Source organism: Humibacter antri, assembly GCF_054777235.1.
The window spans coordinates 133,191-146,420 of record NZ_BAAHAW010000019.1; the positions used below are offsets into that span (position 1 = coordinate 133,191).

Annotated in this window: 11 protein-coding genes; 1 reads left to right on the plus strand and 10 read right to left on the minus strand. The window is 65.0% G+C overall.

The genetic code is table 11. From position 1 onward, the window contains the following. Nucleotides 1–31 precede the first annotated feature (31 nt). Nucleotides 32–1,264 (plus strand): glycosyltransferase family 4 protein, encoded by a 1,233-nt coding sequence (locus ACYVDK_RS06990; RefSeq protein WP_460519941.1) that lies wholly within the window; start codon nucleotides 32–34, stop codon nucleotides 1,262–1,264. Here the strand turns inward: ACYVDK_RS06990 and ACYVDK_RS06995 are convergent. From ACYVDK_RS06995 to ACYVDK_RS07040, 10 genes are all read right to left on the minus strand, one after another. After that, entirely contained in the window at nucleotides 1,180–2,556 is a 1,377-nt protein-coding gene (locus ACYVDK_RS06995; RefSeq protein WP_460519943.1) for an O-antigen ligase family protein, read from the minus strand. The two genes, ACYVDK_RS06990 and ACYVDK_RS06995, sit on opposite strands and share 85 nt — an antisense overlap. A gap of 80 nt (nucleotides 2,557–2,636) precedes the next feature. Beyond that, on the minus strand, nucleotides 2,637–3,938 hold the full coding sequence (locus ACYVDK_RS07000) for a lipopolysaccharide biosynthesis protein (RefSeq protein WP_460519946.1): 1,302 nt from the start codon (nucleotides 3,936–3,938) through the stop codon (nucleotides 2,637–2,639). Between the two features lie 22 nt (nucleotides 3,939–3,960). After that, complete coding sequence (gene wecB, locus ACYVDK_RS07005; protein ID WP_460519949.1) at nucleotides 3,961–5,094, minus strand: UDP-N-acetyl glucosamine 2-epimerase; 1,134 nt, start codon at nucleotides 5,092–5,094, stop codon at nucleotides 3,961–3,963. Continuing rightward, nucleotides 5,091–6,182 carry a polysaccharide biosynthesis C-terminal domain-containing protein gene (locus ACYVDK_RS07010; RefSeq protein WP_460519952.1) on the minus strand — a complete coding sequence of 364 codons (1,092 nt, stop codon included), beginning with the start codon at nucleotides 6,180–6,182 and terminating at the stop codon, nucleotides 5,091–5,093. Before ACYVDK_RS07010 ends, wecB begins: the two co-directional genes overlap by 4 nt. Beyond that, entirely contained in the window at nucleotides 6,179–7,234 is a 1,056-nt protein-coding gene (locus ACYVDK_RS07015) for a polysaccharide biosynthesis protein (protein WP_460519955.1), read from the minus strand. The genes ACYVDK_RS07010 and ACYVDK_RS07015 overlap by 4 nt, the downstream gene beginning before the upstream one ends. Nucleotides 7,235–7,290: 56 nt before the next feature. Next, nucleotides 7,291–8,352: a GNAT family N-acetyltransferase gene (locus ACYVDK_RS07020; RefSeq protein ID WP_460519958.1), complete on the minus strand. Its 1,062-nt coding sequence runs from the start codon at nucleotides 8,350–8,352 to the stop codon at nucleotides 7,291–7,293. Beyond that, complete coding sequence (locus ACYVDK_RS07025) at nucleotides 8,349–9,332, minus strand: aspartate aminotransferase family protein (RefSeq protein ID WP_460519961.1); 984 nt, start codon at nucleotides 9,330–9,332, stop codon at nucleotides 8,349–8,351. The genes ACYVDK_RS07020 and ACYVDK_RS07025 overlap by 4 nt, the downstream gene beginning before the upstream one ends. Continuing rightward, entirely contained in the window at nucleotides 9,329–10,093 is a 765-nt protein-coding gene (locus ACYVDK_RS07030) for a GNAT family N-acetyltransferase (RefSeq protein WP_460519964.1), read from the minus strand. Before ACYVDK_RS07030 ends, ACYVDK_RS07025 begins: the two co-directional genes overlap by 4 nt. Beyond that, complete coding sequence (locus tag ACYVDK_RS07035) at nucleotides 10,090–11,931, minus strand: sugar transferase (protein ID WP_460519967.1); 1,842 nt, start codon at nucleotides 11,929–11,931, stop codon at nucleotides 10,090–10,092. Before ACYVDK_RS07035 ends, ACYVDK_RS07030 begins: the two co-directional genes overlap by 4 nt. 51 nt (nucleotides 11,932–11,982) lie before the next feature. Next, entirely contained in the window at nucleotides 11,983–13,119 is a 1,137-nt protein-coding gene (locus ACYVDK_RS07040) for a DegT/DnrJ/EryC1/StrS family aminotransferase (protein ID WP_460519970.1), read from the minus strand. Nucleotides 13,120–13,230 lie beyond the last annotated feature (111 nt).

The following is a 13,230-nucleotide window of genomic DNA, read 5'->3' on the forward strand; positions in this document are numbered from 1 at the left end:
GGAGCGCTGACCGCGGATGGGCGGGAGTGTCATGCGCGTATTGATCGTGACGGGGAACTTCGCTGGACCGCGAACCAATCCATGGCTCCTCGACGATCTGACCCACGAATTCGCCGCGCGGGGCGACCGGGTCGACGTGATTCTCCATGACACGAAAACGGCGCGGCCGCGGGGGATCTCGCTGGTGGAGGATGGTCGCGTTCGCGTCATGAGCGTGGGACCCGCCCGGCTATTCGGCGGCCCCTGGGGAAAAGCGCTGGGCTTCTTGAACACGATCGTGGGACTGCATACCCGGGGTATCCGTCATGTTCGCCGACACCGATATGACCTGTGCATCTACACATCTATCGGCTTGTTCTCGTGGGGATTCCCGGCGCGTCTTCGGGCCGCGAACATCGCACGCCGAGCGGTATTCATCCTCTGGGACTTCTTTCCCGTTCATCAATTGGAGATCGGACGCATCCCGCGTTGGTCGCCCGCCAGAATTCTTCGGGCGGTCGAGGCAATGACATTCCGTCAGGCGGATGTCGTGGCGCTGATGTCACCGGCGAACGAAGCCTTTTTCCACTCGTATCACCCGTCCGCACGAAATGCGACGACCATAATCCCGCCATGGGCAGCGATAGACATTCCCGACGACGTGCGCAAACGCCAGAACTTCACTGTTGTGTTCGGCGGCCAGCTGACGTTGGGACGTGGGGTCGGCACACTTCTGGAAGCGGCGGCGATTCTGCAGCGAGAGGGGGTCGAAATCGAACTTTTGATCGTAGGAAGCGGGCCGACTCGAGGCGCACTCGAAGACATGTCGGCATCGCTGGCACTTCACAACACGACCCTGCTCGGCGCGCTTCCGCGCGATGAATACCGAAAGCTCTTGGCGACCGTGCACGTGGGAATTGCGGTGACAGTACCCGGCGTATCGCCACCCACCTTTCCCTCGAAGATCGCCGAGTATTCAGGCGTAGGGCTCCCGGTGATCGTGTGCGTGGAGAGGTCCTCGGATGCCGGATCCCTGGTCTGCGACGCCGGTGCAGGCCTCTCGGTGCCGGCCGGCGATGCCGTCGAACTGGCCGGGGCGATAGCGGAGCTGGCCGGCGAACACGAACGGGGATCCCTCGTAGAGCGATCGAAGCGAGCGCGCATCCTCTACGAGCGGGAACTCTCCGTGGCCGAGGCTGTTCAGCGGCTCAAGGGACTCGCCGTCGAGGAGGGCGGCACTCCGAGCCCGAACGAGTCGAGTTCGGGCGATGCGCGCACCAGCTGACCAGCCTTGGCGCGGAGGAAACGGCCTTGCGCTGCGAACGCGAGGACGAGCAGCCAGAACGTCAGCGCGGTGGGACCGCCGAATCCGTATATCGAGGACTCGGTGAGTTCGATCACCGCTACGGTCACGGCCACGCTCACCAGCGGTCGTGGCGCGCTGCCAGAGCGCGACGCCAGGATGATGGCGATGATCAGGCTCAGGAACACCACGAAGCCCAGGATGCCGGTCTGGGAGAGTACCGAAAGGTAGGTGTCGTGCGCTGCGAGACCGCCCGTGACGGCATCCGTGGTGTGATAGCCGGTCCCCGTGATCGGTGCCTTCGTGAATCGAGCCAGCAGCGTCTCGTAGATGGTCAGGCGTCCCGAGGTCGGATCGTTGGCGACCGAAGGGTCACGGCGGAAGAACGTGCTCAGCGGTGTCAGGACCTGTGGTGCCGCGATCACGACGATCACGATGATGAACCCGGCACTGAGCAGCAGCGGGACGATGACTCTTCGAGCGGTGCGCGCCAGCAACAGCACGAGGATGCCGACCACGAGAGCGAGAATCGCGCCCCGTGAACCGGATGCGATCATCCCGACCAACAGCACGGCGAGTGCGCAGACGATGGCGATGCGTCGCACGGCGTAGCGGAGCAGGTAGACACCGAGCATGATCATCGCGGCTGAGACGATACCGGCGTAGTTGGCGTTGGAGAAGAGCCCCCGGTAGCGGCCGTAGTCGGGATCGAGCGGCCATGACTGGCCGGCGAGCAGACCGATCACTCCCACTGCCTGCAAGACGCTGAGCGTCCAGAAGAGCACCAGCAGATCGCCCCGGATCACGTCGACGTCTACCCAACGCCGCGTGTAGGTGAGGACCAGGAACAGCGTGACGCCGAACAAGAGCAGCGCTTGGCTGAGTGTGTCACCTGGAGTGATGCTGAAGCCGGTGGTGGCGATTGCCCAAGCCGCGTAGAGAAGCAGGAACGCGACCAGCGCGCGGTCCACGCGGCGGCTCGGGGCGGCCTTGCTGCTGAAGATGGTGATGCCTGCGGCGATCACCAGAGGGCCGAACTGGAGCGCATACCAGATGCTGCCGTTCAAAAAGGGCAGCATCGGGCCGGAGCGGAGCACGGACACGGCCACCGAGGTGGCGACCATAGTCCGCCAGACGCCGAGCTTGTGGAGGAGGATCGCGTAGATGCAGGCTCCGGCGATCATGGCGGCGACGACGGGTGCTGAGAGTGCCAGCCAGGTCAGCACCCCGCCAGCGGCGGCAGCGACCGCATACCACCCCATCGTTCTCCCCATGCGTCCACGGTAGAGGCCCCTTGGCGCCTTCGGGACGGTCTGCCGCTCAGGTCGGCCGTGTCGAGCCTGAGAGCCGGCCACTACACCCTGACGAACGACCGGATCCCCCGAACCTTGCGCAGGAGCAGCGCCGACAATGCGGAGTAGGCGACCGAGGAGATCAGCGCGAACGCGCAGACTCCCGTGAGCCCCAGGCCGTAGCCGATCAGAACGCCCAACGTCGCCCACGCGAGAAGCACCACGCCGTTGAGGGAGAGTGCACGACCCTCCAATCCGCAGAGGAGCATGAGCTGATTGACCTGCCCGAAGGGAATCACGAGAAAGCCTGCTGCTGCGAGAAGGATCAGGGGGAGGGCGGCGGAGGCGTACCGCGCACCGTAGAGGATCGTCAGCACCGGATCCGCCCCGATGGTCAACACGAGCACCGGGAGAAGGGAGACGGCAGAGGCCTGTCGTGCCGCGCGGTTGCACAAGTCACTGAGAGATTCGATCTCGGCGTGGTGGTAGAGCCTCGCGAAGGCGGGTGCGAGATATGAGACCTGGATCGAGGGCCACAGTGAGATGAAAGCGGCCAGCCGGGCCGCCACGGTGTAGAGCGCGACGCTGCTCGTTCCACTCGTCGCGCTGAGAACGTACTGCGGGGCCCACGTCAGCACGTAGAACAGCAACGATGTCCCCATCATCGAGAACAAGGAGAGCGCATTCCTTCGGAGGAATCGGGGGAGCGCCCCGGCAGTCCGTTCAACCGTGCCCTGGCGATCCGCCGTGCGGCGAAGCGCCCCGAGGGCGGCGGGCACAGACCAGGCGGCAGTCATCCACGAGGCGGCCGTCAGAGCCGCCACGGCCGCTGTCAGTGTCGCGGTTCCGGCTGCGGCCGTGGTGAGAACTATGACCAGCGTGAGAATCGGTATCGAGCCGAGCTCGGCCATCGTGCCCGCGCCGAGCCGCCCCAGGCCACGCAGTATCGCGCCGGACAGTACGGCCAGCGCTTGAGGGATGCTCGCGCTCGCGGCGATGAGAGCGATGGAAAACGGAAGGGACGGGAACGAGAGCCTGAACACGGCTACGACGAGAAGCGAGATGACGAAGGCGGCCAGGCCGCCGGCGATGCAGATGCCGAAGAGGCGAAGCACCTCCCGGCGCACGGCTGCGCCACCGCCGGAGGTGAGCTTGAGCGCAAGGTTGTCGGTGCCGAGACGGCCGAACGTGGCCAGCACGGCCAGGCTCGTCAGAATGAGGAAGAAGACCCCGCTTCCCGTCGGATCCAGCAGACGGGCGACGGTGATCGTCAGCAAGAAGCTCGCGAGGAGGGAGCCGACGCGCGCAGAGATCGCCCTGAGCGCACCGAGCCGACTCGCGAGTGCTGAACGCTTCAACGACACGCGGCACCTTCCGGCACGTTCGTCATCGGTGGATGCCTGCTCGCGCGTGGTGCCGAGTCGCAGTCGACAGGATGAACGCGGTGACGCGTGATGATGTGTCGTCGATCTCGTATCCCGAGGGCAGGCCCGGAAGCTCCCGACGCTGCCACCGCTCGAGCACATGATCGACCGCGCGGAGTATGTCGTCGGTCTCGACTCCGGCCAAGACGATCGCTCCCGCGTCGAGCGCCTCGGGGCGCTCGATCGCATCGCGCAGGGTCACGGCGGGGAACCCGAGGATGCTCGACTCCTCGCTGATCGTGCCGCTGTCCGAGAGCACGAGTCTGGCGCACTGCTGCAGCTTGACGTAGTCGTTGAAACCGAAGGGCGGATGGAGTCGCAGCTTCTCCTTCGCCTCGTGAGGCAGCGACTCCAGGCGCTTTCGCGTGCGTGGGTGAGTCGACACCAGCACGGGCACGTCGTACTCGTCCGCCAGGCTGCCCAATGCGTGAAGCACGGAAGCGAGCCGCTCGAGGTTGTCGACGTTCTCCTCACGGTGAAGGCTGACGAGGAAGTACCCGCTCTCGGTCAGATCCTGCCGATCAAGGACGTCGCTGGCATCGATCGCCGTCGCGTTCGCCGCCAGCACCTCTCGCATAGGCGACCCGGTCAGCACGATGCGAGACGGATGAATGCCTTCTGCGAGCAGGTTGCGGCGAGCGTGCTCGGTGTACACCAGGTTGTAGTCGGAGACGTGGTCGACCATGCGGCGGTTGACCTCTTCCGGTACGTTCTCGTCGAAGCTCCGGTTGCCGGCCTCCATGTGGTACACCGGAATCTTCATTCGGCGGGCCATGAGCGCACTGATACAGCTGTTGGTGTCGCCGAGCACGAGGACGGCATCCGGAGCCTCTTCGAGCAGCACGGTCTCCACCTTCGCGAGCACCGAGCCGAGAACCGCACCGAGCGAACTCGTGTCGGCCTCCAGGAAGTGGTCGGGGCGGCGGAGCCCGAGATCCTCGAAGAACACCTCGTTGAGCTCGTAGTCGTAGTTCTGACCCGTGTGCACCAGCACATGGTCTGTGGCTTTGTCGAGGCGTTTGATCGTGGCAGCCAAGCGGATGATCTCCGGACGGGTTCCCACGACCGTGAGCACCTTCAGTCGGCGAGTGGTCATACGTCCTCCGGGACGGTGTCGGGTCGTTCCGGGTCGAACAGTTCGTCGGCCCAGAACGAGGTGTAGAGGGTGGAGTCGCCGATGTTCGTGATGTTGTGCGCCCACATTGTCGGCATGTCGATGCTCAGAGGGGAATCGCTGCCGGCGCGGAACTCGAGCACCTCCGTGGTGAACAAGCGCCGTAGTGCGATGACGGCCTCCCCGGAGAGCACGGTGAAGCGTTCCACCTTGCGGCGATGGTAGTGCTGACCGCGGGTGACGCCGGGGGCCGTCGTCGAGAACGAGGATTGGCCCGGACCGCCATGGTGTCTCACTATCTCGAAGAACGATCCCCGAGCATCCGCGTGCCGCCGGAGGGGCAGCGGAGTCGTCGTGTCGAATGCCGCCGCGCGATAGGTGTTGAAGAGGTCCCGATCGAAGGGCGAGGACAAGTCGGGGATCTCGCCGCGGCCATAGGTATCCGCCATCGTCGTCAGCCGCGACAGGACCCCGGAGACCGTCTCCGTCGTTCCGGCACGCTCGGCCGCTTCCGGACTGGCGACGCCGAGGAGGGCGTCGGCCGCGTTCTGCGCGTGCAGAAGCGTCAGCTCACGATCCTCATGAATGCGGGGCGGCTCGCCGACCGCCAGCTGGTGGCTGAAGGTCGCCACCACGGAGTTGTAGAACGGGCGTCCGTGTTCACCGAACAGGTTCGGAAGTCGTACGTCGATGAACTCGACGCCCGCCTTCTCGGCGGCGGCGGCGAGGACGGCGGCGGCTCGCGCCTTCGCCTCTGCATAGACCGTTCCATTCCCGGCCTGAGTCGAGTTTGCGAAGAGCACGATCGCCGGCGGCGCGCTGGCATTCAGAAGCGCGTCGGCGGTTTGTCGCGCGAAGAGGAGATTCCCTTCGAGGATGTCGTTGTCCGATGCGCGATTGACTCCTGCGAGATGCACAAGGCGGGTGGCTCCCGAGACCGCGTCGGATGCGGTGTCGATGTCGAACCCGTCTCCTACCTCCACGCGCCGGGTCGTCAGCCCCGAAGCGTGTGCGGCGCATCGTGTGTGCCATCCGAGGAACCCGCCGGCCCCGGTGAGAGCGATCGTCACGCCACCACCGCGTGTTCCGGTTCGATTCCGGCGGCCTGAAGCTCGGCTCTGACCTCGGGGAGTTCGAGCAGGAGCCCCTCGATCTCGGCCACCGAGAGACGCGTCGTGGTGTGCGAATCGTAGTCGGCGTATTCGGTCTGCGTCGTGTCGCCCTTCTCGACATAGACGCTGTAGTTGAGGTTCCGCTTGTCGGCCGAGATCTTGAAGTAGTCCCCGCGGTCGCTCGAGCGCGCCAACTCCTCACGGCTAGCCAGCACCTCCGAGACCTTCTCCGCATGCCGGGTGCCGATCACCTCGACCTGGAGGTCGACGCGGAACAGGTTCGCCAATGCGGCGGCCAGGTCGCCGATCGTGCTGGCCGGCGCCTTCCGAATGAAGAGGTCGCCCTGCTCGGCGTTCTGGAACGCGAACTCGACGAGATCCACGGACTGAGCCAGGGACATCATGAACCTGGTCATCCCGGGGTTGGTCAACGTGAGCGGGGCTCCGGCCTTGAGCTGGCGTATGAACAGCGGGATGACGGAGCCTCGCGAATACATCACGTTTCCGTAGCGCACACATGCGACCGTGGTCTCCGCATTCGGATTGTTGAGGCCATGGGACTGCGCGACCTTCTCCATCATCGCCTTGCTCATCCCCATGGCATTCACCGGGTACACGGCCTTGTCGGTGCTCAGGCACACGAGCGAGCGGACCCCGGCGGACTCTGATGCCCGAACGACGTTCTCGCTTCCGAGGATGTTCGTCTTCACGGCTTCCATCGGGAAGAACTCGCACGAGGGAACCTGCTTGAGCGCCGCCGCGTGGAAGACGTAGTCGACGTCGCGGGTCGCCCGCTCGACGCTTCCGTAATCGCGGACGTCACCGACGTAGAAGCGCACACGGGAGTCGTGCAACTCGTGACGCATGAGGTCTTGCTTCGCTTCGTCGCGGCTGAGGATGCGCACTTCGCCGACGTCCCGAGACAGGAGCTTCTCCGCCACGGTGTGACCGAACGATCCGGTCCCTCCTGTGATGAGAACGCGTTTGTTCGCATACCCGATTTCATTCACTGCTGTCCCCCTTGCATTCGGCTTGGTTGCGATTTCTTTCTCCGTCGGCCGCGACGTCAGGATCGATAAGCGGGAAAGAACCCGTCCCGAGCGGGCATCGTGCGGTCCGCCGATCGTTTCCCCGCGAGAAGTCCATACGATGCGTTGTCGAGGATCCTCGTTCCGACCTTGAAGGGCCGGACACCCCGCGGCGCGAAAGCGCGCTTGTATCGGAAGATCCCGTCGCCGGGTTCGAAGCCGCCCCCGAGAACGAACCGGATGCGACCGTTCCTCGCCGACCAGCGCATGATCTCGAACTTGAGAAGATCATTGGGCCGCAGACCGTAGGCGTCGTCCAGGGTGCCGCCGAGGAATGAATACGCACTCCGTTGCGACAAGAGCACGAGTTCGGTGGATACCGCCACATCGTCGACGCGCGCATGGAAGTACGCGAACTGGCCGGCGAGCTCACGGTGAATCGCGTCGAAGAATTCGCGGCCGAAGTAGTAGCCCTGATCGGCGCCCCTTCGCTCCATCGTCGCCTTGTAGATTCTGCTGAAGACGTCGTATCCGGCCCCGGTCGTATCGACCTCGACTTCGACGCCGGACCGACGAGCCTTGTTCACGTTCTTCCGTACCTTGTGGTCGAAGCTCATCCAGAGCTCGTCTTCGGGCAAGGCGAGGTCGACGACCACGTTGTCCTGCTTCACGGTCACGGAACCGGGGTAGGGGAGCAGCGCGTCCTCGAACAGGCTCAGCCGCACGAACTCCGACACGACGGCGGCGTCTCCCGCCCACTGCGTGAATGCGTCCCAGAACCGACGGGCGAGGGTGTTCGGGTCGGACACAGACCAGGTGTAAGCGCCCCCGTATCCGTACGGCGTCACCACATCGGTGCAGGACCTGCCCGTTGCCGCTTTGGACGACGGCACCTGTCTGAGCACGAACGGGAAGAGCACGGAGCCCGCCTCGGAGCGGAGGGTCGCGGCCAATGCCCGCTCCTCGGATCCGGTGAAGAGTGCGACGTACGCGGGGTGCGCCTGCACTTCGCGTGTCGGCCAGTCGTGCCACAGTTCGAGCCACTCCCGCCGCTCGGCGACATCGGCGGCGTCGAGCACACGGAACCACGATGCGCTCATTCGGACTCCTTCGGCGCCCGGGGCGCTCGGCGCCCGAGGTGGTGGCGAAAAGAGTCGACCATCCCGTCGAGGTCGGTGACGCGAACGTCCTGATGGACCGGGAAGTTGATGATGTGATGCGAGAGGTCGTTCAGCCGTTCGAATCGATCCCGGCTCTGTTCGATGAGCGTGTGGTACAGGCTCACCATGCCGTAGCCATCCGCGTTCATGCCGAAGTAGACATCGTCGCGCTCATCCCCGAGCACCCTGACGGGCAGCGTCTGTGGCACATCTCTTTCGGCCAGGCGCGGCCACATCAGCTCGAAGGTGCGACCGTGATCGGGAAGAGCGGCAAGGCGTTCGGCGAGCCCGCGAAATGTGCGCCTCCGGGCGTCGGCTATGGCCTTCCAGTCGTAGTCGAGCAGGTGTAGGGCGAGCTCCGGCCTGGTCGATGCCTGACCGTTCACAAGGCCCGGCATCGCGTATTGCGCCATGCCGCCGTCGGCGAACGGGAACATCTTGTGCAACGAGAAGAGGTTGAGATGCCCGTGCCTGCCGGCTCCGTGCGTGGCGAGCGCGGTGAAGAACGCGTGGGCGAGGTCCTCGACCAAGAGCACCCCATGGTCGTCGGCCAGGGCCCGGATCTCCGCGATAGCCGGATCACTACGACCGAAATAGTGGATGACCACCAGCACGCGGTAGTTGTCAGCACTCAGCGCACGGCGAAGCTCGTCGACATCCACCGTCAAATCGTCCTGGAGACCGTAGAACCCGGTACGGGCGCCGACCTGCAGCACCGGATCGAGCACCCCGCTGCCCTCACGGGGCGAGAGGCCTATGAAGCCGGGAAGGAGCACGCCCTCGTCGGGTGACGTCAGGGTGTGCGTGAGGAAGTCGTGCATCCCCTCTCGCGCAGACCGGTAGAACAGGGTGGGTCGTCGTGCCGTGGCCTCCTTGAAAGCGGTCTTCGGCACGATCGGCGGCACCTGCTCCCTGTTCATGCTCGGAATCCACTGACGTCTAGTGCCATGCGATCGGACAACAACAGGACTTCGTGAGGGACCCGCATTTCGTGTTCGACGGCCTCGGGGACCACTGCGAAAGCCGTGTCGGGGGTTCCTGTCAGGCCACGTACGCTCGCCAGGAGTGCGTCATCCTCGAAAGTCGAGCGGCTGAAGCATCTGAGTACGTGTTCGCCGAGCATGCCGACCGTCTCGTCGGCGCGCGGCCGATCGAGGTGCAGTTCGCAGAATCCGTAGGCGTTGTGTGCTGCGAGCGAGACGGACAGACCGCGCACCGCTGGAGGCAGGTCCGCCGGCGGAAGGGGGCGCGTAATCCACGCCGATGTCTCCTCGACGGCGAAGCCCCAGCCCTCGTACAGGGACCGAGCGACGGTGTTGTGACGGAAGGTGTCGAGCCTGACGGTTCGAACGTCGGGATGAACGCCGAGGAAGGCGTTGAACATTGCTGTGGCGAGCCCTCTGCCTTGCACTTCCGGCGCCACGCAGATGTAGGAGAGAAAGCCGATTCGCCGATCGACCACTGTGAAGTCAGCGAATCCGATCGGCGAATCGGTGCGCTCGTCCGCAGTCACAACGAGATATCTCGGTTCGACCGAGAGCGGAAAGCGCACGGCGACGTCGAGGTATGCGCCGGCTCCGTGCTGGGTGTACGTCATGTAGGGCCACAGGTGCGGGGAGAACGACTGCTTCACCATGTCCGCGACCCGTGGGATGTCTTCGTGCTCCAGTCGGCGGATCATGGGGTTTCCGCTCTCTTGAGCGCGAAAGAGCGTTCAACGTCCAGGTTCGCCATGACCGACTCCGGATCCGCGATCACTCCCGAGCGCGTGAAGACGCGGAGCACGGTGCGGCCGAGAATCGCCAGGTCCTGTCGCACGGAGAGGTTGCGCACGTAGGTCGCATCGTCGGCCAGTCGTGAGTCCCACGATGCGGTGTTCCGTCCGTTCGTCTGGGCCAGACCCGTGATGCCCGGCCGCACATCGAGTCGAAGCGACTCCTCTTCTGTGAAGTAGGCGGTGTAGCGGGGCAGAAGCGGCCGAGGGCCGACGAGCGACATGTCTCCGCGCAAGACATTCCACAGGCTGGGCAACTCGTCGGCGCTGGTGGCGCGCAGCAGCCTGCCGAACGGTGTGAGTCGCTCACGGTCGGGGAGCAGCGCTCCCGTCTCATCCGTGTCGTCGGTCATGGTGCGGAACTTGATCAGCTCGAACGGCTTCCCGTAACGCCCAGGACGGATCTGGCGGAACAAGGTGGGACTGCCGAGCTTGCGTCGCACGACGATCGACAGGCCCGCAATCGGCACCGCAAGCACGGCGAGTGCCAGTGCGGAGACGATGACGTCGCCTGCTCGTTTGGCTGCGAGAACGTGCGGTTTCGACAGACTCGCAGCTTCGAGAACGTGTGCGAACCGTGCTGATCCCACGCGGAGTGAAAGTCGGTCGCGGTAGTAGCGCTCTCCGGCACGGCCGAGCTCGGCTCGTACTTCGGGGTCGAGCCCCGCGAGTTCGACCACGGCGCCCGCGAGCTGTCGTGCATCCTCCGGATCGAAGCTCATTCCGGCGTGCGCAGCCTCGACCATTCGGGCGGCATCGCCGCGCACGCCCATGAGTATCGGACGGCCGGCGAGGAGATAGGCCTGTGTCTTCGACGGGATGGTGATCGCGAAGAGCGGCTCGTCCTTGAGGTGCACGAGCAGCGCGTCCGAGCGGGTGAGGAGCGGCCCGATCTTCGAGATCGGCCTCCGCGGCAGGAACGCGACGTTCGGCAGCTCTCGACGCTGTGATTCCTTCTGCAGTGCATCCTTCTCGAGGCCGGCGCCGACGACGACGAAACGGATGTCCGCGCGTTCGCGCAGGAGCTCGGCGGCGTCGAGAAGAGTCTCCAGGCCCTGAGCCCTTCCGATGTTTCCGGCGAACGTGACGACGAACTCGCCGTGAGGGAAGAGGTGCTCCTCGACGTCGCGAGGGGCCGAGCCGACGTCGATGCGTGCTTCATCGGCCCAGTTCGGGATGACCTTGAGCTTCTTCCTGGGCACGCCTCGGGATGCGAGTGAGTTCTCGAACCCCTCGGACAACACCACGACGCGCGCGGCTCCCCGGTACGCCCGCATCATCAGTCGGCCGACGATGGCGAGAACCCTCCGATGCGTCAGCATCCCGGTCGCGGCAAGCGTGTCCGGCCAGAGATCCTGAACGTCGTAGACGTACGGGACGCCCTTGAGCACCTTCAAGACGACGGCCGGGATGGCGACGGTGGCCGGCGGGTGGTAAACGTACGCCACGTCAGGTCGCCGCGTGGCGAGTACCCCGATCGTCGCCGACGCGGCAAACGACAGGTAGTTCGCCACTCGCTTCACTGCCGACGCGTCGTGGCTCGGATACAGCGGCACACGAAGAACGGGCACGCCTTCGACGATCTCTCTACGGAAGCCTGAGATCCGGTAGCCGTCATAGACCTTGCCACCCGGATAGTTCGGGTACCCGGTGACCACCCTCACCTCGTGCCCTTGGCGGATCAACTCTTGTGCGAACAGGACACCCTTGAACGTGGGTTCCGGGTCGAACCACTGGGTGATCATGAGGATCCTCATCGCCTTCGCCCCTCACGCCGGGATGCGATTCCGCAGGGTTCAGTCATGGTGTGCGAGGAACGTCTGGAGGGTGCTCAGAATGCGCTCGAGTTGGGCCTGCGTCAGTGCAGACCCGCTCGGAAGTGTCAGCCCCGAGTGGAAGAAACGTTCTGCAGTGCCGTTCAAGACGGTGGGCGCGTCAGCGAAGACGGGCTGCAGATGCATGGGCTTCCAGAGCGGACGACTCTCGATGTTCGCGTCATTCAAAGCCGCGCGCAGGTCTTCTGCCTTCCAGCCGGTGACATCGGGGTCCACGACGATCGAGGTCAGCCAGCAGTTGTCTTCGGCGTCATCGGTGCCCCCGAATATTTCGACCCCGTCGGTATTCGCGATCAGGGCACGGTACGCCTCGCGCACACGTCTCCGGCGTGCCATCATCTCGTCCAGCCGAGTCAGCTGACCCCTGCCGAGCGCGGCCAGCAGGTTGCTCAGCCGGTAGTTGAACCCGATCTCGGTGTGCTCGTAGTGCACCACCGGCTGCCGCGCCTGCGTCGACAGATAGCGAACATGGGCGGCGACCTCGCGATCATCCGTCAGCAGCATCCCGCCGCCGGACGTGGTCATGATCTTGTTTCCGTTGAACGACAGTGCGGATGCCGTGCCGAATGAGCCGGCGGGGCGACCCCGGTGGCTTGCGCCGAGGGCTTCCGCGGCGTCCGCGAGGAGCGGCACGCCGAAGTGGGCTGCGATGGGCGCGATGCGTGCGTAGTCGGCGGTCTTGCCGAACAGGTCCACCGGAACGATGGCCGATACCCGCTCGCCCGAGGCCGTCAACCGGTTGAGCGCTTGTTCCAGCAGACCGGGATCCATGTTGCCCGAGCTCGGTTCGGAATCGACGAAGAATGGTCTCGCGCCGGTGTACACGATGGCGTTCGCGGTGGCCGCGAAGGTGAGGGTCGAAGTCACGACAACGTTCCCGGGCCGTACGCCGAGCGTCAGCAGCCCGAGATGAAGCGCCGCGGTCCCGGAGGAAAGCGCGACGGCATGTCGAACGCCGACCCGGTCAGCGACCTCGCGTTCGAAGGCATCGACATCGGGACCGAGCGGCGCTATCCAGCCCGAACGGAACGCGTGAAGCAGGTATCGCTCCTCCACCTCGCCGACATCCGGCGAAGACATGAGCACCCGCTCGCTCACCGATCGTGCCTCGAAGCCGACTGCTCGGGCTGTCTGCTGTTCATGCCATCGTCCCCCCTTGGACGGCGCACGACGGGGCCGATGGATCACCAAGCCATCGAACCCGAATCG